The following is an 18,089-nucleotide window of genomic DNA, read 5'->3' as shown; positions in this document are numbered from 1 at the left end:
CGATGGGTGAAAAGGAATCATCTAATAGTGTCCCACGACACCTAAGCCAAAAACCAAGGGTCTAGGACACAAGCGCCGCTGCACTCATGCGTGCCAAATCGCGCGGACCAAAGCCGATCTCCATCAAGGCTTCTTGATAAGCGATCAAAAAATCTTCGATCAAACTCTCTTTTTCCATATGCAGCTCGGCGGCATCATCTGCCACCTGCTCCAACATTTGGCGAATGATGGGCAAATTATGGCGATTAGCTTGCATGATTTCATCGCGGCTGGCTTCAAAATTTGCTTTCAGCCATTCCTGCCCATAGTTCAGATGGGTGTATTCGTCTTTAACAACTCCCTCAGTTATCTTGCGGGCAAACGGGTCTGCAACTGGGATATAGATGTGATAAGCGGCAATGGCAAATGCCTCAATCATTAAAGCTTGAATAACTAGGCATGTAACAACTTTATTTTCAGCTAAAGCCTGCTTGAAATTATCGTGTAAAGGTGCAAAAAATGTTTTTGCAAATTGCATATCAGGCGCTACGCCAAGATTTTTGCCGCAAGCTTGAAAACCCTTCATATGCTTCATTTCCATGCGTGCTAGCTGCGCCAATTCTTCAACTTGGCCAGGAATCAAAGCCCCCAGCGAAATGTAGTTGTCGTGGGCTTCTTGCTCTCCCTCAATAACTATCGCGTTTATACGGCTGTAGGCAAGTTTGTAGGCCTCACTACTGAAATCAGGTAATTCATCGGTAATACACGGATCCAATACAGAACTTGCCATTACAGCTGATCAGCGGAGGTACGACATTGCACTCTACTGAACTATTCGGGTATTTGGGGCCAATTGCTTTGAAGTAAAACTTGAAACAGCTCACACCAACCTTGAACCAAGAGCTCAAGCAGCACTTTCCCTTCAGCAGCATTGGCTCCACAAGGGTTCCCCACCACCCCGTTATTGCTGATCCAGTGGGTATTCCATGCGGTGGGAACCGCCCCTTCAAGCGATAGGCCCCCTGGTGGTTTTGGTAGCTCTTCTGCTGCAGGAATGGGCCCCACCAATTCGGGATAAAGCGCCAGCATCAGGCTTGTTTCAAGACGTGCAGCGTGAAGCCCCTGGCTCCGCTCCGGTTCAGCTATTACCTCCAGCACACCTGCGGGCCCGCTCCAGAGGAACCATGGCAAAACCGCCAAATGGGGGCTCTGCTGCTGGATTTCTCTAGCCGCCACCTGCAAAAGTCCTATTTGGCCGCCGTGGCCGTTGAATAAAACCAAGCGCTGAAAACCGGCCTTGGCCGCCATCGCAGCTACCGCTTTCAAATTTGTGAGCATTGCTTCAGCAGGCAAGCTCACAGTGCCTGGAAAATCGAGATGTTCAGGCGAAAATCCGTAGTTTTGGGCTGGTAAACGCCATACGGGTAAGTGCGTAGGTAAGCGTTCCAACACTTGATCTACAACCGCTTCAGCAAATAAAAAATCGGTACCCAAGGGCAAATGGGGGCCGTGTTGCTCCACCGCCCCAATTGGCAGCACCAAAGTGCTGCCCCGCAAAGCAGCAGCCGCTTGCACTGCCGGCCAGGCAAGTTGTTCAATGCGGCGGTTGAATTTCATGGAGAAGTGGGTGCTGCCTACAGTGTGGGATCGCATCCCTATTGGCCATGGCTTCCCTCGGCAGCGACACATCCCGCCCCACTCCCGCTGCCCCCATCAGGAAGCCCCTTGCAATCCTGCATTTAAGTAAAAAAGAAGATGAGGATCGCCGCCTAAAGGAAGTGGCAGAGCGAGCTGAGATTGAAGCTGCCAGCAACAAAGTGCAGCCAAAACCCAGCTTTCTTAGCCGCAGCGCCAACGACAGCGTGGAAGGCCTCACCATGGCCGACCTGCTTGGCGCTGCGGAAACCAAACGCCCACCGGTTCCCTCAGTTGTGAACCCAAGGAAAGTGGATGATTTTGATTTTGACGAGGACGCGTTCCTTGCCGCCCTAGACGAAAACGAACCAATCGGCGCCACAGGCGATGTGGTGAAAGGCACTGTTATCGCCCACGAAAGCGATGGCATTTATGTGGATATCGGTGGCAAAGCTCCGGGCTTCATGCCAAAAGCTGAATGCGGCCTTGGTGTTATTACCGATCTAAAAAGCCGTTTTCCTAAGGGCATTGAAGTGGAGGTGCTCGTTACTAAAGAGCAAAATGCCGATGGGATGGTAACGATTAGCTGTCGCGCCCTAGCCCTGCGTTTTGCTTGGGAAAAAGTTCGCGAACTCGAAAAAGATGGAAAAGTTGTACAAGTAAAAATTACCGGTTTTAACCGTGGTGGTTGCACCTGTGATCTAGAGGGCTTACGCGGTTTTATTCCCCGCTCTCAATTAAACGAAGGGGAAAATCACGAGGCTTTAATTGGCAAAACCATGGGAGTTGCCTTCCTTGAAGTGAATCCTGAAACCCGCAAGTTGGTGCTTTCTGAAAAGAAAGCAGCCACCAGCGCCATGTTTGCCAACTTTGAAGTGGGCCAATTAGTAACTGGCAAAGTTGTAAGCCAGAAGCCCTACGGCTTTTTTGTAGATCTTGGCGGTGTAAGCGGCTTGCTACACCAAGGCAGCATCACCGGTGCGGCATTAAGAGATCTGGGGGAAGTGTTTGAAATCGGCGAAACAATTCAAGCCCTAATAATGCAAATGGATCCGGGCCGGGGGCGTATTGGGCTAAACACCGTGATTTTGGAAAATCAACCGGGTGAATTGCTTGTTGATAAAGCAAAGGTGATGAAAGAAGCAGAAGACAGAGCCAATCGGGCAAGAAATATGATGCGTCAGCAGGAACAATCAGCGGGATGAATAGCCTTCCGGCTGAATGGGAACTCGATTACTACTCCCGTCCGCTCCTAGATCCAAAAGGCAAAAAGCGATGGGAACTACTGCTGAGTAGTTCAAACAATAATTTTCGTTTTGAGCGTTTTTGCAGCGCTGAAAGCGTTAATTCTCAATGGTTAAAACAAGCCATAAGCGACGCGCTCGCAGAGGCCCATGCCAAAAATATTCAAATCGCGCCACGCTTGCGTTGCTGGCGCAATTCCATGCGCACGATGGTGCAGCGAGCTGCTGAATCGTTGGATTTGGAGGTGATTCCAAGCCGCCGTTGTTACGCGCTACAGCAGTGGCTTCAAGAAAGGGAAGCCTCGGTATATCCCGAAATGGAGGGCTATCAAGTGGGTCCGTTGGCACCACCTGCAACTCCAATCCGCCCGATTGCTTTGCCTTTGCCGGATGCAGTTCGAGGAGAGCAGTGGAGCTGGGCCAGCCTCACGGCCGAAAGCTTGCAAGATGCCAGCCAATGGCCGATTGATTTCTCTGGTTTAATCCCCCTGCCAAAGCTTGAGCCGGGAGTAGCCGTTCCAGGGTTAAGGCTTTTTAGCCCCAGCCGCTCGCTCGCCATAGCGGGCTGGCTCAGCGGCCTTGAACCGGTGCGCTTAGAGGTTCGCGATCAACAATTAGTGCTTGAAGCTGGTATGGAAGATCGCTGGCTGGTGAGTGATCTTGAGCCAGAAGCCGCAATTGCCGCAAAGCAAGTATTAAGCGATGCCCGCAGCAATGCAGCGGGCATGCAATTCATATCGGTGCAAAGCAGTGAAACGGTGAGTAATTTTTCTGGCTTTTGGTTATTGCGGGATCTACCTGATGTCTGAACCACTAGCCAACCCCTTCAATCAACCAGATAAAGGCTTTAACAGCATTCCAGGCTGGACCTGGATTGGCACCTACGGCGGTTATTACCTGCAATGCAATCTCTTAGCAGAATTTGAACACGGCTTCTTTACGCGTTTATGGCACGGCCGCTTACCAGAGGAATTAGTGGGTTACGTAAGCGCTGGGGTGAGTGTGCATAGGCCGCAGCAAATCCATAGCGCCGCAGTTGTTCCAGCCTCCCAGGCCCGGCAAGATCCGTGGCCACCAGCTGATGGGCTGGTAAGCGATTCAGGGGGCCAGAGCCTTTGGGTATGTGGCGCAGATTGCACGCCGGTATTGATTGCCGACTCCGCCACTGGCAGGGTTGCCGCCTGCCATGCCGGCTGGCGTGGAGTGGCTGGTGGCATTTTGAATCAGGCAATTCAACAAATGGAGGCCGCTGGCAGCCAGCGCAGCCAACTACTAGTGGGTCTAGGGCCAGCCGTGAGCGGCCCCAATTACCAGGTAGAGCGGTCCACAAGTAGCCAGGTGGGGAACATCAATGAACTTATTCAAGGCGGAGCGCTGTTGTTAGATACAAAAGAGGGTTTTGATCGCCTTGATATCCGCCGGGCTGCTTACTTGCAACTGCTGCAATTGGGGCTTGTGGATAAACAAATAAGTAGTTGCCCCCTTTGCACCGTGTCGGAAAAGGAACTGTTTCATTCATGGCGCCGCGACCAAGTGAAAGCAGTGCAATGGAGCGGCATCGTGAGCTCTAACTGCGTTGATATGCAACGGTGAGATTATTAGCCGGCATTTGCCAGCATCCGATTTGCTTAAGTTGATGTTGCAAAGCAAGTTTGCTTAGTACCTCCAAGCGGCGCAGTCCCCAAGCTGGATTGCGTTGTTTTAAAGATGCATCAAACGCTTCATTGCTAGGGCTAGTGGCTTTGCCTTCCTCCCGAAAAGGGCCGTAAAGCACAAGTAAAGCGCCTGCTGAGAGCAGTTTTGCCCCATTAGCCAGCAATCCTTCAGTGGCAGCCCAAGGGGCGATATGGATCATGTTTATGCATAAGAGCATCTGCAACGGCTCGGTTAGAGCTGGCCAAGATTTAGCGCTGCTATCGATATTTAAAGGAGGCAACATATTTGTTAAACCAAAATGGCGCCCCCAGGCAGCAAGGCTGGCTCGATGGGTTGGATCAGGATCGCTACCTTGCCAAAGCAATTCGGGATGGCTGCCGCCGTAGCGCTGCTGCAGATAACAAAGATGTTCACCACTGCCACTAGCGATCTCCAATACCAAGCCAGCTCTTGGCAATAATGGCTCCAGCACTGCCGCCAGCGGCTCCCGGTTGCGCTCAGTAGCTGGGAACCAAAGCCGATCATCTCTGTTTTTATTCACTTTCTTCTCGCTAATTTCTCAGCATGGCTCATCCTTTTTGGTCGTTGAAACCCTGGTGGTGCCAACCATGGACAATTCTGCTTACAGGCACAATTGGCATCGCAGGAAGTTGGTTGTTGCTGCAAATCTGGTGGTTAACCACAGGCGTTGCCTTAGTTGTAATTGCTTGGTGGGTTTTGTTTTTACTAATCGTGCCCAACATTACCCCTGTTGAAACCATTGTTAAGTAACAACAATTCAACCAAGGGATCCAGTGCTGCTTTAGCTGTAATCAATTGGCGATGATTCCAAACCGGTAATTGCTGCACAGAACCCACCGGCAACACCCCCAGCCAAGAAGGCACCACCATCGCGTCTAACAAGCAATAAAAGCTGTGGCATTCAACGTTTTGCAACGCTGATGGTGCGCTATTGAGCATTTGCAGCAAGGGGCTGCCGGGTTGCATATCAGCGATGCCGGGCAGAAGCCATCTTGGTGCTGGCAAGGCGGTGAGGGTGCCCTTTTGTGGACTTCCCAAGCTCACAAAAAGTTTGGTGCGCTGATCCCCCCCCAATAGCTGCAGCCAGCATCGCAACACCACGCCACCCATCGAAAATCCCAAAACATTTAGTGCCTGCTTAGGCCCAAACCGAGCTGAGATTTGATCCTGCAGATCCTCAGCTAGAACTTCCAGTGGGGTAACCCCCAAGCGATGGGGCAAATGGGGGGAAAATATTTCCATCCCAGATGGAGCCAATCGCTTTTTTAAGGGCTTAAAAATATTTGGGCTATCCCAAAGCCCATGCACAAGTACGAGGGGAAATGGCGACACCAGGTTTCTACCCATCATCCGCCCCTAACATTAGAAGTTGATTCGGGAAAGGAATTAGGTAATGGGTATGGATCACTATTTAGTTTGCCTTGCCCTACTGGAGCAAGATGGCAAGCGTCGTTTACCAATCGGAGGGGCTTCCTTAGCTGTGGAAATCGGCCCAAATGCAGATCCTGGCCGTGAAGGGGAAGCCCTGGTGCTTGAACTGCTGCTAAGGCTCTGGCAGCAAAGTGATGCTGGTGCGGTGCAACGCCATGGAGCAGAACAAAGTTTGCTCTTGCTCGAGATGCCGATGGCAAAAGTATTGGAAGATCTGCCACGCTTAAAGAAAGCTTGGCTTGCTGGAGGTGATAGAAGCGATTTGTATAAAGGCCTAAGGGAACTGGCGGAAAGGGGTTGGATTATTCAAACGGCTAAATACAGCAAACCTTGCTTTCAAAACTGGTGAATTCAATTTTTTCATTTTTTTTAAGTGTTCTGCTTTTTGTGGCAATCCCCTCCAACGAAGGGGCTCAGTTGTTTGGTCAACACTGCATTGGTTGCCATTTAAATGGCGGCAATATTATCCGCAGAGGTAAAACACTAAAACTTGCCGCATTAGAAAAAAACGGAATATTATCAGCCGCAGATATCAGCGTAATCGCGGCAAACGGGAAGGGTCAAATGGGAGCCTATGGAGATGTTTTAGGATCTGCTGGTATAAACTCTGTAGCTGAATATGTGTGGCAGCAAGCATTAACTAACTGGCCTTCATAAAGCCTGAATCCAGGGATAAATTTCAACTGAGGTCCAGATTCCATTAAGCCAATAAATATCATTTTTAATCAATTCTTCAACCTGAAGGCGATTCTCAGCTTCGTAGATGCCAAATATATGGCTGCTGTTTTCTGTTGGGCCGATGGTTATGAGCAGCCCCTCTTCTTTTTGTTGCCTTAATCCCGCTAAGTGCTCCTCCCTGAAGGGGGTGCGCGCTTCAAGGGCGTTAGCGCAATAGGTGCCCCACAAAACAAATCGCATTTTTAGTTATCGAGAGCCTCACGTAATTCGCGGCAAAAGTTCCCTGCCGCCAGCACCGGATCGCCACCATCGCGTCTGGCTTCAGCCATGCGCTTCACCAGGGCGCTGCCAACTATTGCCCCATCGGCACCCCAATCACGCACCTGGCGGGCTTGATCAACGCCTGAAATCCCAAAACCCACGGCTACTGGGGTGTTGCCTAAGGCCTTCAGCTGTTGCACTAATCCGGCTACACGGCTTTCCATTTGGCTGCGCTCCCCTGTAACCCCTGTAACACTCACTAGGTACGTAAAGCCACGGCTGGCGCTAACGATGCGGGCCATCCGTTCCGCTGGAGTGGTGGGCGCCACCAAAAGCACAAGATCTAAACCTGCAGCGGCCGCAATCGGAGCTAAACGCTCCCCTTCTTCTAGGGGTAAATCTGGCACCAATAAACCGGCTGCACCAGCGGCGGCAGCTTCGCTGCAGAAACGTTCCATACCGCGATTAAGCAACGGATTGCTGTAGGTGAACAACACCACCGGCAATTGCAACTCCCCTTTCAAACTGCTGAGCAGCTCCAACACACCGCCCAAAGTTGTTCCTGCTGCAAGGGCTCTGCTGGCCGCAGCTTGTATTACCGGCCCATCAGCCAAGGGATCGCTGTAGGGAATTCCAAGCTCAACAAGATCTGCCCCTGCCTGCTGGAGCGCTAGCAAAGCAGCCCTGGTATTGGCGAGGCTGTCGTCGCCGGCCGTGAGAAATGGCATAAGGGCGCAACGGTTTTGAGCCCGCAGGCGATCAAAACAATTAGCTATTAAAGAACTCACTGGCCCACTTCCTCTAACAAGGCTTGCTGCTCCTCTGGCGACAGGCTTTCGAAGTGTTCCCGTAGCTGATCTGTTGTTAAAGCGTCGTAGGCGCTGCGGTAGCGGCGGCGCTGCTCCATAAAGGTCATCCGCCCTGTAACCACCCGAAATAAATAACTGCCGGTCCAGCCAACAACGAGCAACACAAGAAGCGCTTCTGATGCGATTCCTGCATCTAAGCCAGCAAGGCCAGCGGCTTTAAACCCCCAGTAGCCAGCCCCCCCCAACGCAAATACTGCAAGGCAAAGCCAAAGGGCACGGGCGCGGGTCATCGCTTTTAGGCCTCCCCTTGGCCCTTAAGGCGCAAATTTAAGAAAGGGGCGAACAGGATCAGCCCTGGAAAAAATAAAAATACGAGCCCGTAAACAAATGTGCGCTCATATTTGCCCATCACATGCCAGCGGCGATTCATCCATAGAAAAAGCACAAGGGGCACCACCAGCAGGTAAGCGCCGCCAAGAATCCCGTAGGCCAATAGCACCAGCAAGGTGTCTGGGGGAAGCTGGGAGAGCATGTGCTGGAAAGGCAAGGGGAACTCCGAAGCGCAGCTGGATTTAAGTGGTGCCCGTGGCGGGATTCGAACCCGCACTGGAGCGATTTTAAGTCGCTTATCTCTGCCGTTGGATTACACGGGCAGGCACACTCAACCATCATCAACTAGCACCACCTGCATCCCCATGGCTGAGGAGCAGCTGCAACAGTTCCTGAAGAAGGTAGATCAACTTAACCAGCTGGTGGCACTGGTTAAGAGCAATTCCGAGCTGCGAGAGCGCTTAAGCGCCTGTAGCAACCATCATGAAGTGGTAACCCTTGCTGCAGAACAGGGTCTGCAAATTGGGCAACGCTGGGGCGAGCCGAAATTGCAGGATCCAATTTTGCAAGCAACTGCCCAACAAAACAACCTTTGGCTTAGTGCAGCCCCTGCGCCAGGCCAAGAGCAGCTGCAATCGCTCCTGCAGGCCAAGGGGGTGAGGTTGGAATTAATCCATTCAAATGCTGCTGCAACCCCTGAGGGCCAGTGGTACGACCAACCATTGGGGGAATGGGTTGCGCTATTAACCGGTAGCGCCCAGCTGCGCTTTGAAGACGAAACCAGCCCCCGCAAGCTTGAAGCAGGGGATTGGTTTTGGATCGCCCCCCGCCGCCGCCATCGGGTGGATGCCTGCGAAGGGGGCGCCGGATGCCTCTGGCTTACCTTGTTTGTAGATTCAAATTTAATATTAAATTGAGAAAATTCATGTTTAATTCCGCACAAAATCTATTTACAGCGAAATTTAAATCAAGTATTTGTTTCTGCTTTTTGATATGTTTTTTCTCCCTGAAAGCGGGGCAAGAAGCAAACGCCCAAGAAACAAAACAAACCATGGCCGATGCCGCTCAAGCTATGGATGTGTGCCGCAAGGTGCCAAAAGCAGACCGTGATGAAATGGTGGGAGAACAGGTAACTCGCGCTTGGTTAGCTACCGCTCCAGGGGCTGCCGCAGAAAAACAAGATAAATCAAATCTGTTGCGCAGCATGGTGGATACTTATTCAAAAGCGATGCAAAAAGACGGGCAATTGATCGCAATGGGTTGTAGCCAGGGGGTATTAGATCGCGTGCAAAATCTGAATTGGAGCCCTTTCCACTCCGGCGTGAACTCTGTACTTAGGGTGAATGGGATGGGAGATCTAATTAAGCCTTAATGGGGTTTCGATAATGTTTAATTAACCAATAGGAAGCACAAAGGGCCAAGGTGCCAACACCAAGGCTTGCTACAAGTAGTGGCTTACTGCTCACATCAGCGGGCAAAACTATTATTTTACGCGCCATTGCTGTAATTGCTGTAGCGAGCACTAATTCCACTTGAATTTTGTGATCCTTAAGGTAAGCGGTAATATTTTCAAGCACTTCGATCGTGATCAAAAGTCCTAATACATCCGCTAAAACTCGTTCCAATTCTTGCCCTATCAGGGGGCTGCTAGCGGGGGAGACCTCTACAACAACCACTGAAATGAACTGAATTGTGGCAGCGATGATCACAATCACCATCCCTATCGCCAACACCTTGGCAAGAGCTCGCTGAAAACGGCTTAATACCTCTTGAAATAATTTGTCGTCTTGAAAAAAATTGAATAGTTTGGGAAAGGCCATATAGGCTTAATTATTGAAATAGTTGTATTGGGGTTTTGCCTGAGAATCACCAGCCGGATTCTCAATCCGCGTATCGCAGGTGGTGGAACCATCGCGGTTGGTTACACAATTTTGAGTTTTTACTGTTGAGGCGGGCCCCACATTTGAACCGGGCCCGAGCAGGTAGCTCTCGGCTTGAGCAAAGGCGGCAGCCGGAACTAAACCAAGCAAACAAGCTGCTACTGCAGATGCCAAACGTGCCATAAACCCCTTGAAATAGATAAAACCATCTTGCCGCAGAAAGGATTAAATCTCGTCGTTACGGATCGACTGCAGCAATAAATCGAGCTGGGCTAATTCTTCAATTGGAGATCCAGCTTCGCTTTCGTGCTGAAAGTTGCTGCTATGCCATTGGGCTTCAATACTGCAAAGCCTTTCAGCAAGGCCCACCACACCCCCTTGCATCACCGTGCGTTGCAACTCCTGCAACAGCACCGGCATACGGATTGATCCAGCCCGCAAGGCACGGCGCAGATCTGCTTGGGTGCGACCGCTGTGGCGCAACCAGTCTTTCAAGAACAGCTCTAACTGCTCCAGTTCCGCTTGATTAAGGGTGGGGGCTGTTGAAGCCATAGCAAGATTTTAGGGAAACCAGCGATCCAGGCGCTCTTGGGCTCTGCGGCGAATAGCCGGGCTGCGGTGATTGCGGAACATCCCCAATAAAGCAGTAAGAGCAACTAGATCATCGCTGAAACCCGCAACGGGTAAAAAATCAGGGATTAAATCTGTTGGCACTAACAGGTAGGTGAGGGCCGCCAGCATGCTGAACCTCACTGGGGCTGGAGTATTTGCATCGAGCAGTAGTTCTAAACATTCCAAAGCGGGCAGTGCTACAGCCCTGCCGGCACGATTTAAAAGCCGCCGCAGGAGCCCCTCATCAACAACCGAAGATTCAACAACCGTTGCCTCTACAACAGTTGGATCTCCAGAGGTTGGATCTGATTCAGCTACAGGTTCCACAGGTTTCCACCAAGCCCGATTGAATTCCGGTGCGACGCAACTTACGCAAGGAGCGTTGCACCACCTGCCGGCAATATTCGCGGCTGCAGCTCATTTGCCTTGCCACCTCAGCCAAAGTGCGCCATTCGTTGCTGCCATCAAGGCCAAAACGCAACATCACAACGGTGCGCTCTTTCGGGGTGAGGTTTGCCTCATCAAGGAGCGTCCATACCGCCTGGGTGCGCTCGTCCTGTTCAGCTCTTTCCATAGGTGGTATCTCATCGCTTGCAAGTAAGTCGAGCAATTCAGTTGGATCAGATTTTGACTTCACAACCCCCTGCAAGCTCACCGTGATGCTGCGCAATTCACAACCAAGTAGATCTTCCACTTCATCAAGGGGAAGCTTGAGGCACTCAGCTAATTGAGTATTAGATGGAGGACGAGCATTGGCCTGCAGCAGGCGGGCTTTGGCTGCCCGCAATTTGGTGAGCTTTTCGTTCACATTTACGGGGATCCGAATTGCGCGGCTTTGGGTTGAAAGGGCCCGATTCAAACCCTGGCGAATCCACCAATAGGCGTATGTGCTGAACCTGTGTCCGCGGGTGGGATCATATTTTTCAACGGCACGGGTAAGACCAATTGTGCCCTCCTGAATTAAATCAAGAAGATCTAAACCTTTGTTTTGATAACGCTTAGCCAAATTAACTACCAAACGCAAATTAGCGGTGATCATTTGATTTTTTGCCCTTTCACCCATACGCAGTTGGCGTTTTTGATCACTGCTCAGTTCTGCTGCATTTTTTTCTTGCAGCTGCGCCATGGCCTGCACCTTGCGGCCGAGGGTTAACTCCTGCTCAGGGGTAAGCAGCTGATGCCGACCAATTTCGCCGAGAAAGGCACTGAGGGAACTGGTCATTACCGAACCGTGGCGATGGCATTGATTTGAACTTAGGGGAACAGTTTGGTTTTCCAAGAGCCTTCATAAAGGCTTAGGAGTTTGTCTTTTATTCGCTATTCCCTTTTGCTCAATATTCCGGCAAAGTTCAGCTGAGTTTTGCAACGAATAGAAACAAATTAGGCTTTGCTGCTTATTCATAGAAGGATTTAGACGAACCCATCGCTTTTAGGGCCCACAGCAGGCACTAGAAACGGTTACTGTCCCGCGGTAATGAATTGTTTTAATGGAAGCTTCCGTTTTCAGCAGAGCGGGCATGGCCTATGCCCATGAACTCAGTTTTATGGTTTGTTTTGCGGCACTCACCGCCGAACGCTTTTTAATTCGAGCCAATCCAGATCGCGGCACCGCCACCAAATTAATAATCACTGATGTTGTTTATGGCCTTGCAGCCCTCGCCCTACTTGGCAGCGGTGTAATGCGGGTGTTGTATTTCGGCCAAGGTGCAGATTTTTATACCGAAAATCCTCTCTTTTGGTGGAAGGTAGGGATTTATCTAACTGCAGGTGCTCTTTCGCTATATCCCACGATCACCTACGTACTTTGGGCTTTACCTTTGCGTAAAGGTGAAACCCCTAATTTTTCTGCCGCAGCAGCAAAGCGCATCGGTTGGGTAATCAACATTGAATTACTAGCATTTGCCACTTTGCCATTTATGGCCAGCTTGATGACCCGTGGAGTGGGCTTAGCCGCGGGATGATTCCCTGTGCGCCAGTGGAACTGAGGGCACCAGCCCCTAAATCAGCTTCTTTCTTTAGCCCCGCGCCAACTAATCAATTACCTGGCTATGCAGCTGAGCTAGAGGCTTCCCCTAGGGGTTGGGTAACTCTGCCTTTGTGGTGTGTATGGGTGGAGCCACCCGGCTTTGATATGTGGAGTAAACGTTGGAATGATGCTGTTGAAATATCCCTTTCAACCTGGGGAACATACCTAAAGCTCCAACGGGTAAATAATCCCGCTGATGCACATTTAAGGCTTTGGCGGCGCAATCCGCCCTTGCAGGGGGGCAGAGCCAGCAACGGCCGTGCCCTACTCAGTTTTGAAAATGTGCAACGGGGCGGCAAGCTTAAAATTGAGCCACTGGTTGATTTATTAATAAGCCCTGGTATCAGAAAAGAAGCGATTAGAGCCACCAGCCTCCATGAACTGGGCCATGGTTTTGGCCTATGGGGCCACAGCAGCAAATCAACAGATGTGATGGCGGCGATGCCTGGGCCAAAACCGGTAACCGAACCGAGCAGCCGCGATCTCAGCACACTCCGGTGGCTCTATAGCCAACCCAGTGGCTTTGCTGAATGAAGCCTTAATGCAACAACTAGCAACGGTTTGGGCTGTTTTCCAGGGGCTATTGCTTGAAGCAATCCCTTTTTTGTTGATAGGTGTTGCAATTTCCAGCGTTGCGATGGCCTGGGATCCCCGCGGCAAGTGGCTGCAAAAACTGCCGCAAGGAGCATTAATGGGCCCCCTCAGTGGAGCCCTGCTGGGGTTTGCCTTGCCAGCTTGCGAATGCGGCAACGTGCCAGTTACCCGTCGCATGATCGCTGTTGGCGCGCCGTTAGGAACAGCCCTTGGCTTCCTTTTTGCTGCGCCGGTTTTAAATCCAGTGGTGCTTTTAAGCACTTGGGCGGCATTTCCAGATAAGCCTTGGCTGCTGCTGCTGCGGCCCGCAGGGAGTGTGTTGATCGCCTTACTACTTTCTGGTTTATTGCAGCTGTTATCTGAATCGGATCTATTAAATGGGGAACTCCTGGCTGAACGAAACCTGAGCCAACCCTTAGCCAAATTTTCTTTACTGGAAAGGCGCTCAGGCTTGATTGGCGAACCCATAGCTCAAACCAAACTAGTAAATCAAGCAAATAGAGATGGAGATTTTCAAGCTATTCAATTGTTGAGCCATGGGGTAAATGAATTTCTTGAATTAGGCAGTTTGCTCCTGTTGGGGTGCGGCTTAGCCGCCCTGATTCAAACGCTGATCCCAAGAGATTTATTTCTTTTGCTGGGACAAGCCCCAACTCTTTCAATAATCAGCGCGATGCTGCTCGCCCTTGTTGTGAGTGTTTGCTCAAGCGTGGATGCATTTTTAGCATTGGGATTTGCAGAACAAATAACACCTGGGGCGCTTCTAGCTTTTTTACTTTTAGGGCCGGTAATTGATTTAAAAAGTGTGAGCCTGCTGAGCAGGGTATTCACTTGGCCCGCCTTGGCCTTAGTGCTGGCTGGAGTGTGCCTAATAGTGTTGGTGCTAGGGCAAGCGCTCAATCTGGTGTTGCTGTGAAACAACTTCCCTACTTAGTACTGGGGCTTTGGGGCGTAGTTCTGCTCAATTGTTGGGCTGATGGGCGGCTCAACCTGCTGCTACATAGCAATTTCCATAGCTTGGTTTTAGCTACCGGAGTGATCTTTTTGCTGCTTGCCTCAGCAGGATTGCTCTGGCCTCCATCGGGCCCCAGCCGCCGCAATTATTTACCGATGGCGGTACTCAGCATTAGCGGCATTGCATTAATGCTGTGGCCTCCCAAGCCTTCACTCTCAACCCTTGCAGCAAATCGTTCCAGCGCCCAGCTTGGTGATAGTGAAATTTCATTTTTATCACCGCCAGAGCAACGCAGCCTCAGCGATTGGGTGCGGTTGCTTAACAGCCAGCCAGATCCTGAGCTCTATGCGGGAAATCCAGTGCAGGTGAGTGGTTTTGTACTTGCAGTGCCAGGGGCAGCGCCTGAAATCGCCCGGTTATTGGTGCGATGTTGCCTTGCCGATGCAACTCCAGTGGGATTGGCAGTGAGGTGGCCGCCAAAACAACAATGGCCCAAACCTGATCAGTGGCTGCAAATTAATGGTGTGATGGCAGTTGAATCCCATCAAGGTGCCTTAAGGGCAGTGCTAGTTGCCCGTAAAATCAGGCTAATTAAGGCACCAGCAAGACCCTTAGAGCCATAGGGCAAAAAAGTTATGAAGAAGTGGTTGATACCGCTAGGGATTGGGCTTGGCGTTGCCGCACTGCTGCAGCAATTACTGCTAGATAGGCCACCACGGCTGGTGGCTCTTGAACCGATCCCCCCAGGCCGCAGCGCAGCTGCATTGAGGCTGCGTTTCAGCCGTCCTATGGACGCAGGCAGCCTTAGGAAAAATCTTCAACTAAAACCTTCTAGCCCCTATCAACTATTGGGTAAAGGCAGCAACTTCTCCCTACTGCTCTATCCCAAATCAGCCATCAGTGGTGCTTTCCAACTGCAGATAAAAGGGCAAGACCGCCGCGGAGTGAAATTAAAAAGCAGCAGCTGGTTGTGGGATCCAAGACCCACCCTGCTGGCCGCCCGTTCAGTGGTGGGGGGTGATCAAATCCAACGCTTTCATAACAACAAATGGCAACCAATAGCGCCGGTACGGGGCACGATTCAGGCATTGCTGCCCCTTGGCAATGGGGCGGGTGTAGCAAGCGTTACGAGTTCAAAACCGATGGCCAGCCAGGTGTGGGTGTTGCTACTTGCGGGAGATGGCAAACCAATTTTGGAAAAGCAACTAAACAAAAATCCCTTGATCTTTGCAGCTTTAAGTAGTGATGAAAAAGGTGATCTTTTGGTGCAATCTTCCACATCATTGGAGCCAGGCAGCAAGGTGGAATTATCGCGGTTAAAGAATTGGCAATTTCAGGAGCCTCAGCAATTAGCAATTGAAGCCAGCGGCCCAATCCAATTAGTACCCCAAGGCCATCAATTGGTGGTGCCGGAATTCGAGGGCTTAAGCCTTCAAACTTTGCCGCCTCTTGCAGCTAAAAAGGAGATCCTGCCGGGCAGCCGAGATTTAAGTAGTTTCTGCCCTCAACCCGGCAGGGCTCTATTGGTGCGCCACTGGCCTGACTACCGTCGCTCCCTCGAACTACTCGAACCAGGGCTAGCTCCGAAACAACTTTGGTTGGGCACTGAAGCACTTTTAGCTACTGCCTGCGCAGGGGGAGGCGAACGGGTTTGGCTGCTGCTATTAAGCGGCATACGCAAACCACAGCTGGAATTAATAGAGCTCAACAAGCAGGGCAAAACAGTTTGGAGAGTGTTTCTACCAGATAAGGAGTTAGACCCAGGCAGCAAGCTTCACTACGACGCAACTCGCCAAGTATTGTTGTTGTTGATGCGCCAAAAAAGCAATAATTACCAACAACCAGCCCCTGCAAAAGCCCACCTGATTAATACAAACAATTACAGCATAGAAGTTATACCTGGCAGCGCAACACAAGTGGGCTGGCTACCTTCAAGGAAGTTGAAGAAAATATAAATTAGGGCAATTAATCATAAGTTGCGCAACACTTCAAGATCCTCCGCATCAAGGGGGGTTGGTAGCCCAGCTCGCAAAAGCCTTGCAAATTCACCACCATCATTGCCGAGCAGGGTGATCAAATAAACACGGCCAGGGCCTGGGTTTTCAAAATCGTGTACATCATCAGAGGGGGTAACAACGCTATCGCCCCCTTGCGCCAACAAAACACCTTCATCGGTGTGAAAAATCACTTTGCCTCGTAAAACGAAGAAAACCTCGATGGCGCTGTGATGGGCATGGGCTGGAACACGATCGCCTGGATCATGAATTTCAAGAAACCATGTAAAAGCCCCTCCAGAGGTTTCAGGATCTACCAGGATTGCAAGGCGGCAATGATCATTTGCATTGAACCGATAAGCCTCGAGTTCACCAACTTTGCTATGCAGCAATTTCATAGTGCAAAAACCAGAGTTGCAAAAGAAATTAAAGCTCTATTAAACGCGCTTTTCTAACAGCAAAGCCAGCTTCTGTGGCTGAAACCGCCGCTAAAACTAATAGCCCGATCAAACCCACCAATTGGTTTTCGCTTTCAGCTGCAACATCAGCACGTTGAGCTAAAACAGCTCCAGCTAAAAACCAACTCGTTGCAAGAGCTGAAGTAAGCCAGTAGGCCCTCCAGCGCCGTTGGTATAAATAACCAGCTCCCAAGCCGGGAATCACATTGAGCAGCACCGCCACCCATCCAGCAGAAGCGGCAAGAATTTGAGTTCGATTAGCTGTCATTTTAAAAAAGAAAATCTAACAACATTTTAATCATGTAAACGCATACCTTCAAGATGTTCTAAGATTTTTTGACGAACTTCCATGAGTTCGTTAAAACATTCTTGATTGTGAGCGCAATTACGGAGCTTTGGATCTGGCTTTAAAACTGATTCAATAAAAAGATCGAGCCCTCGGTTCCACTTGTCTTTTTGATCCGCCACAGCTCAGCTCCTTTAGCTTTCATAAAAAATTAATATACCACTACATTGCTATAGTAGAACAAGAACAAATTTATTTCAAAATGGATATCCCTCCCCAGGAGCAAAATCAAAAATGGTTTAAAAGCCATCTTCTCGATCGCTCGATAGAACTACAAGATATTTACGATCTTCCTCAGGTGGAACTTGATTTATTGCTAGCAGAAACTGCAGAGCAGAGAAGCGACATTATTAATAGAGATCGAAATCACGGAAAGTGGTGCACCGCAGGTTATTTTCTAGAACTTGCTAAATTGATTGATCAGAGGCGCTGCCGCGACCTTGAGCAGCAAAACTAAGCTGATTTAGTCAAAGTTTAAGCAATTCTTCCTGCTGCCAGATTTCCAACACCTCTGGGAATTGAACCTCAATGCAGGCATCGCAGATGCCATGGCTAAAACTCAATGTGGAGCGCTTAGATAAATATTGATCTAGATGCTGCCAATGCCCATCTTCATTTTTTGCTTTGCGGCAATAGGAACAGGTGGAAATGATTCCCTGCGAGTTGGTGAGCTGGCAGAATGATTCTAGTAAAGTGATAGATCTTTTTCTTAATTCAAGGAAAGCTACCGCCTGCCTAGCGAGGGCTTCCATTACATTTATTTGAGTTTTTGTGAGTGTTTTTGGCTCACGATCAATAACGCATAATGTTCCAATTCGATGAAATTCATTATTTTGAAGCGGGAAACCTGCATAAAAACGAATATTTGGATCGCCCGAAACTAGGGGGTTATCAGAAAAGCGTTCATCATTAAGGGCATCTTCAACAATCAGCGGATCAGTTGCTTGAATCGCATGGGCGCAAAATGACCAATCTCGGGGTGTTTCCGTTGCTTCAACACCTACTTTTGCCTTAAACCACTGCCGATTTTCATCTACAAGGCTAAGCAATGAGATCGGTGTGTTGCACACCTCTGAAGCAATTGTTGTGAGGTCGTTATACGACTGCTCTGGTTTAGTGCCAAGAATGCGGTATTCGTGGAGAGCCTGCAACCGCTCCTGTTCATTATCTGGAATGCAGG

The 18,089-nt window shown here is 50.2% G+C and carries 30 protein-coding genes and 1 tRNA gene; 14 read left to right on the top strand and 17 right to left on the bottom strand.

Going from position 1 to position 18,089, the window contains the following annotated elements:
* Nucleotides 1-61: 61 nt before the first annotated feature.
* Nucleotides 62-769: an aldehyde oxygenase (deformylating) gene (locus tag KB557_RS03115; protein ID WP_255131343.1), complete on the bottom strand. Its 708-nt coding sequence runs from the start codon at nt 767-769 to the stop codon at nt 62-64.
* Nucleotides 770-810: 41 nt separating this feature from the next.
* Nucleotides 811-1,596 carry a creatininase family protein gene (locus tag KB557_RS03110; RefSeq protein ID WP_255131342.1) on the bottom strand — a complete coding sequence of 262 codons (786 nt, stop codon included), beginning with the start codon at nt 1,594-1,596 and terminating at the stop codon, nt 811-813.
* 47 nt (nt 1,597-1,643) lie between these two features.
* On the opposite strand from KB557_RS03110, the gene KB557_RS03105 reads away from it, so the two are divergent.
* Genes KB557_RS03105 through pgeF form a run of 3 tightly spaced genes read left to right on the top strand, consistent with a single transcriptional unit; the run spans nt 1,644 to nt 4,451 of the window.
* The gene (locus tag KB557_RS03105; RefSeq protein WP_255131341.1) at nt 1,644-2,819 is read left to right on the top strand and encodes a S1 RNA-binding domain-containing protein; all 1,176 of its coding nucleotides are present in this window, start codon (nt 1,644-1,646) and stop codon (nt 2,817-2,819) included.
* Nucleotides 2,816-3,667, top strand: a complete 852-nt coding sequence (locus KB557_RS03100) for a Tab2/Atab2 family RNA-binding protein (RefSeq protein WP_255131340.1) — start codon at nt 2,816-2,818, stop codon at nt 3,665-3,667. The genes KB557_RS03105 and KB557_RS03100 overlap by 4 nt, the downstream gene beginning before the upstream one ends.
* Nucleotides 3,660-4,451, top strand: coding sequence for a peptidoglycan editing factor PgeF (pgeF, locus tag KB557_RS03095; RefSeq protein ID WP_255131339.1), 792 nt, complete (start codon nt 3,660-3,662; stop codon nt 4,449-4,451). Before KB557_RS03100 ends, pgeF begins: the two co-directional genes overlap by 8 nt.
* On the opposite strand, the gene KB557_RS03090 is transcribed toward pgeF, so the two are convergent.
* Nucleotides 4,426-5,055 (bottom strand): DUF938 domain-containing protein, encoded by a 630-nt coding sequence (locus KB557_RS03090; protein WP_255131338.1) that lies wholly within the window; start codon nt 5,053-5,055, stop codon nt 4,426-4,428. The genes pgeF and KB557_RS03090 overlap by 26 nt on opposite strands.
* 23 nt (nt 5,056-5,078) lie before the next feature.
* Between KB557_RS03090 and KB557_RS03085 the strand changes: the two genes are divergently transcribed.
* Nucleotides 5,079-5,285: a DUF6737 family protein gene (locus KB557_RS03085; protein WP_255131337.1), complete on the top strand. Its 207-nt coding sequence runs from the start codon at nt 5,079-5,081 to the stop codon at nt 5,283-5,285.
* Here the strand turns inward: KB557_RS03085 and KB557_RS03080 are convergent.
* Nucleotides 5,241-5,885, bottom strand: coding sequence for a triacylglycerol lipase (locus KB557_RS03080; protein ID WP_255131336.1), 645 nt, complete (start codon nt 5,883-5,885; stop codon nt 5,241-5,243). The two genes, KB557_RS03085 and KB557_RS03080, sit on opposite strands and share 45 nt — an antisense overlap.
* A gap of 43 nt (nt 5,886-5,928) precedes the next feature.
* Between KB557_RS03080 and KB557_RS03075 the strand changes: the two genes are divergently transcribed.
* Together KB557_RS03075 and KB557_RS03070 are read left to right on the top strand one after the other, a co-directional pair.
* Nucleotides 5,929-6,315: a hypothetical protein gene (locus KB557_RS03075; protein ID WP_255131335.1), complete on the top strand. Its 387-nt coding sequence runs from the start codon at nt 5,929-5,931 to the stop codon at nt 6,313-6,315.
* Nucleotides 6,312-6,623 (top strand): c-type cytochrome, encoded by a 312-nt coding sequence (locus KB557_RS03070; protein WP_255131334.1) that lies wholly within the window; start codon nt 6,312-6,314, stop codon nt 6,621-6,623. Before KB557_RS03075 ends, KB557_RS03070 begins: the two co-directional genes overlap by 4 nt.
* Here the strand turns inward: KB557_RS03070 and KB557_RS03065 are convergent.
* From KB557_RS03065 to KB557_RS03045, 5 genes are all read right to left on the bottom strand, one after another.
* Nucleotides 6,618-6,884 carry a YciI family protein gene (locus KB557_RS03065; RefSeq protein WP_255131333.1) on the bottom strand — a complete coding sequence of 89 codons (267 nt, stop codon included), beginning with the start codon at nt 6,882-6,884 and terminating at the stop codon, nt 6,618-6,620. The genes KB557_RS03070 and KB557_RS03065 overlap by 6 nt on opposite strands.
* A gap of 2 nt (nt 6,885-6,886) precedes the next feature.
* Nucleotides 6,887-7,693: a tryptophan synthase subunit alpha gene (gene trpA, locus KB557_RS03060; protein WP_255131332.1), complete on the bottom strand. Its 807-nt coding sequence runs from the start codon at nt 7,691-7,693 to the stop codon at nt 6,887-6,889.
* Nucleotides 7,690-8,004, bottom strand: a complete 315-nt coding sequence (locus KB557_RS03055) for a DUF3007 family protein (protein ID WP_255131331.1) — start codon at nt 8,002-8,004, stop codon at nt 7,690-7,692. Before KB557_RS03055 ends, trpA begins: the two co-directional genes overlap by 4 nt.
* A gap of 5 nt (nt 8,005-8,009) precedes the next feature.
* Nucleotides 8,010-8,246, bottom strand: coding sequence for an NAD(P)H-quinone oxidoreductase subunit L (locus tag KB557_RS03050; protein ID WP_255131330.1), 237 nt, complete (start codon nt 8,244-8,246; stop codon nt 8,010-8,012).
* A gap of 45 nt (nt 8,247-8,291) precedes the next feature.
* Nucleotides 8,292-8,367 (bottom strand) — tRNA-Leu (locus KB557_RS03045).
* Between the two features lie 42 nt (nt 8,368-8,409).
* On the opposite strand from KB557_RS03045, the gene KB557_RS03040 reads away from it, so the two are divergent.
* Both KB557_RS03040 and KB557_RS03035 read left to right on the top strand, forming a co-directional pair.
* Nucleotides 8,410-8,961 carry a Nif11 domain/cupin domain-containing protein gene (locus KB557_RS03040; protein ID WP_255131329.1) on the top strand — a complete coding sequence of 184 codons (552 nt, stop codon included), beginning with the start codon at nt 8,410-8,412 and terminating at the stop codon, nt 8,959-8,961.
* Between the two features lie 71 nt (nt 8,962-9,032).
* Nucleotides 9,033-9,416, top strand: a complete 384-nt coding sequence (locus KB557_RS03035) for a hypothetical protein (RefSeq protein WP_255131328.1) — start codon at nt 9,033-9,035, stop codon at nt 9,414-9,416.
* Here the strand turns inward: KB557_RS03035 and KB557_RS03030 are convergent.
* The 5 genes from KB557_RS03030 to KB557_RS03010 are packed head-to-tail and all read right to left on the bottom strand — an operon-like array spanning nt 9,406 to nt 11,758.
* Nucleotides 9,406-9,864, bottom strand: a complete 459-nt coding sequence (locus tag KB557_RS03030) for a phosphate-starvation-inducible PsiE family protein (protein ID WP_255131327.1) — start codon at nt 9,862-9,864, stop codon at nt 9,406-9,408. The two genes, KB557_RS03035 and KB557_RS03030, sit on opposite strands and share 11 nt — an antisense overlap.
* Before the next feature lie 6 nt (nt 9,865-9,870).
* Entirely contained in the window at nt 9,871-10,107 is a 237-nt protein-coding gene (locus KB557_RS03025) for a hypothetical protein (RefSeq protein WP_255131326.1), read from the bottom strand.
* 42 nt (nt 10,108-10,149) lie between these two features.
* The gene (locus KB557_RS03020; protein ID WP_255131325.1) at nt 10,150-10,476 is read right to left on the bottom strand and encodes a hypothetical protein; all 327 of its coding nucleotides are present in this window, start codon (nt 10,474-10,476) and stop codon (nt 10,150-10,152) included.
* 9 nt (nt 10,477-10,485) lie between these two features.
* Nucleotides 10,486-10,863 (bottom strand): YkvA family protein, encoded by a 378-nt coding sequence (locus KB557_RS03015; protein ID WP_255131324.1) that lies wholly within the window; start codon nt 10,861-10,863, stop codon nt 10,486-10,488.
* Entirely contained in the window at nt 10,847-11,758 is a 912-nt protein-coding gene (locus KB557_RS03010; RefSeq protein ID WP_255131323.1) for a sigma-70 family RNA polymerase sigma factor, read from the bottom strand. The genes KB557_RS03015 and KB557_RS03010 overlap by 17 nt, the downstream gene beginning before the upstream one ends.
* A 265-nt stretch (nt 11,759-12,023) precedes the next feature.
* Between KB557_RS03010 and KB557_RS03005 the strand changes: the two genes are divergently transcribed.
* From KB557_RS03005 to KB557_RS02985, 5 genes are read left to right on the top strand one after another with little or no spacing between them, the layout of a single operon-like run.
* On the top strand, nt 12,024-12,497 hold the full coding sequence (locus KB557_RS03005) for a DUF2214 family protein (protein ID WP_255131322.1): 474 nt from the start codon (nt 12,024-12,026) through the stop codon (nt 12,495-12,497).
* Entirely contained in the window at nt 12,494-13,096 is a 603-nt protein-coding gene (locus tag KB557_RS03000; RefSeq protein WP_255131321.1) for a peptidase, read from the top strand. Before KB557_RS03005 ends, KB557_RS03000 begins: the two co-directional genes overlap by 4 nt.
* A gap of 7 nt (nt 13,097-13,103) precedes the next feature.
* Nucleotides 13,104-14,072 carry a permease gene (locus KB557_RS02995; protein ID WP_255131345.1) on the top strand — a complete coding sequence of 323 codons (969 nt, stop codon included), beginning with the start codon at nt 13,104-13,106 and terminating at the stop codon, nt 14,070-14,072.
* On the top strand, nt 14,069-14,734 hold the full coding sequence (locus KB557_RS02990; RefSeq protein WP_255131320.1) for a TIGR03943 family putative permease subunit: 666 nt from the start codon (nt 14,069-14,071) through the stop codon (nt 14,732-14,734). The genes KB557_RS02995 and KB557_RS02990 overlap by 4 nt, the downstream gene beginning before the upstream one ends.
* Before the next feature lie 12 nt (nt 14,735-14,746).
* Nucleotides 14,747-16,066: a hypothetical protein gene (locus tag KB557_RS02985; RefSeq protein WP_255131319.1), complete on the top strand. Its 1,320-nt coding sequence runs from the start codon at nt 14,747-14,749 to the stop codon at nt 16,064-16,066.
* 14 nt (nt 16,067-16,080) lie between these two features.
* On the opposite strand, the gene KB557_RS02980 is transcribed toward KB557_RS02985, so the two are convergent.
* The gene (locus KB557_RS02980; protein WP_255131318.1) at nt 16,081-16,503 is read right to left on the bottom strand and encodes a cupin domain-containing protein; all 423 of its coding nucleotides are present in this window, start codon (nt 16,501-16,503) and stop codon (nt 16,081-16,083) included.
* 28 nt (nt 16,504-16,531) lie between these two features.
* Entirely contained in the window at nt 16,532-16,831 is a 300-nt protein-coding gene (locus KB557_RS02975) for a hypothetical protein (RefSeq protein WP_255131317.1), read from the bottom strand.
* 280 nt (nt 16,832-17,111) lie between these two features.
* Between KB557_RS02975 and KB557_RS02970 the strand changes: the two genes are divergently transcribed.
* On the top strand, nt 17,112-17,366 hold the full coding sequence (locus KB557_RS02970) for a hypothetical protein (protein WP_255131316.1): 255 nt from the start codon (nt 17,112-17,114) through the stop codon (nt 17,364-17,366).
* A gap of 10 nt (nt 17,367-17,376) precedes the next feature.
* Here the strand turns inward: KB557_RS02970 and KB557_RS02965 are convergent, their stop codons facing one another.
* The gene (locus KB557_RS02965) at nt 17,377-18,084 is read right to left on the bottom strand and encodes a GAF domain-containing protein (protein WP_255131344.1); all 708 of its coding nucleotides are present in this window, start codon (nt 18,082-18,084) and stop codon (nt 17,377-17,379) included.
* Nucleotides 18,085-18,089: the final 5 nt, after the last annotated feature.

The organism is Synechococcus sp. Cruz CV12-2-Slac-r (assembly GCF_024346075.1).
Classification (GTDB): Bacteria; Cyanobacteriota; Cyanobacteriia; order PCC-6307; family Cyanobiaceae; genus Synechococcus_D.
This window is presented reverse-complemented; position numbering and strand designations above follow the sequence as displayed.

Excerpts from the sequence above, each read along its gene's own strand:
- KB557_RS03115 (WP_255131343.1), bottom strand. The coding sequence starts at position 769 with ATGGCAAGTTCTGTATTGGATCCGTGTATTACCGATGAATTACCTGAT.
- KB557_RS02980 (WP_255131318.1), bottom strand. The coding sequence starts at position 16,503 with ATGAAATTGCTGCATAGCAAAGTTGGTGAACTCGAGGCTTATCGGTTC.
- KB557_RS03010 (WP_255131323.1), bottom strand. The coding sequence starts at position 11,758 with ATGACCAGTTCCCTCAGTGCCTTTCTCGGCGAAATTGGTCGGCATCAG.
- KB557_RS03020 (WP_255131325.1), bottom strand. The coding sequence starts at position 10,476 with ATGGCTTCAACAGCCCCCACCCTTAATCAAGCGGAACTGGAGCAGTTA.
- KB557_RS02970 (WP_255131316.1), top strand. The coding sequence starts at position 17,112 with ATGGATATCCCTCCCCAGGAGCAAAATCAAAAATGGTTTAAAAGCCAT.
- KB557_RS02995 (WP_255131345.1), top strand. The coding sequence starts at position 13,104 with ATGCAACAACTAGCAACGGTTTGGGCTGTTTTCCAGGGGCTATTGCTT.
- KB557_RS03080 (WP_255131336.1), bottom strand. The coding sequence starts at position 5,885 with ATGATGGGTAGAAACCTGGTGTCGCCATTTCCCCTCGTACTTGTGCAT.
- KB557_RS03055 (WP_255131331.1), bottom strand. The coding sequence starts at position 8,004 with ATGACCCGCGCCCGTGCCCTTTGGCTTTGCCTTGCAGTATTTGCGTTG.
- KB557_RS03030 (WP_255131327.1), bottom strand. The coding sequence starts at position 9,864 with ATGGCCTTTCCCAAACTATTCAATTTTTTTCAAGACGACAAATTATTT.
- pgeF (WP_255131339.1), top strand. The coding sequence starts at position 3,660 with ATGTCTGAACCACTAGCCAACCCCTTCAATCAACCAGATAAAGGCTTT.
- KB557_RS02975 (WP_255131317.1), bottom strand. The coding sequence starts at position 16,831 with ATGACAGCTAATCGAACTCAAATTCTTGCCGCTTCTGCTGGATGGGTG.
- KB557_RS03075 (WP_255131335.1), top strand. The coding sequence starts at position 5,929 with ATGGGTATGGATCACTATTTAGTTTGCCTTGCCCTACTGGAGCAAGAT.
- KB557_RS03005 (WP_255131322.1), top strand. The coding sequence starts at position 12,024 with ATGGAAGCTTCCGTTTTCAGCAGAGCGGGCATGGCCTATGCCCATGAA.
- KB557_RS02985 (WP_255131319.1), top strand. The coding sequence starts at position 14,747 with ATGAAGAAGTGGTTGATACCGCTAGGGATTGGGCTTGGCGTTGCCGCA.
- KB557_RS03105 (WP_255131341.1), top strand. The coding sequence starts at position 1,644 with ATGGCTTCCCTCGGCAGCGACACATCCCGCCCCACTCCCGCTGCCCCC.
- KB557_RS03040 (WP_255131329.1), top strand. The coding sequence starts at position 8,410 with ATGGCTGAGGAGCAGCTGCAACAGTTCCTGAAGAAGGTAGATCAACTT.
- KB557_RS03050 (WP_255131330.1), bottom strand. The coding sequence starts at position 8,246 with ATGCTCTCCCAGCTTCCCCCAGACACCTTGCTGGTGCTATTGGCCTAC.
- KB557_RS03100 (WP_255131340.1), top strand. The coding sequence starts at position 2,816 with ATGAATAGCCTTCCGGCTGAATGGGAACTCGATTACTACTCCCGTCCG.
- KB557_RS03025 (WP_255131326.1), bottom strand. The coding sequence starts at position 10,107 with ATGGCACGTTTGGCATCTGCAGTAGCAGCTTGTTTGCTTGGTTTAGTT.
- KB557_RS03110 (WP_255131342.1), bottom strand. The coding sequence starts at position 1,596 with ATGAAATTCAACCGCCGCATTGAACAACTTGCCTGGCCGGCAGTGCAA.
- KB557_RS03000 (WP_255131321.1), top strand. The coding sequence starts at position 12,494 with ATGATTCCCTGTGCGCCAGTGGAACTGAGGGCACCAGCCCCTAAATCA.
- KB557_RS03085 (WP_255131337.1), top strand. The coding sequence starts at position 5,079 with ATGGCTCATCCTTTTTGGTCGTTGAAACCCTGGTGGTGCCAACCATGG.
- KB557_RS03065 (WP_255131333.1), bottom strand. The coding sequence starts at position 6,884 with ATGCGATTTGTTTTGTGGGGCACCTATTGCGCTAACGCCCTTGAAGCG.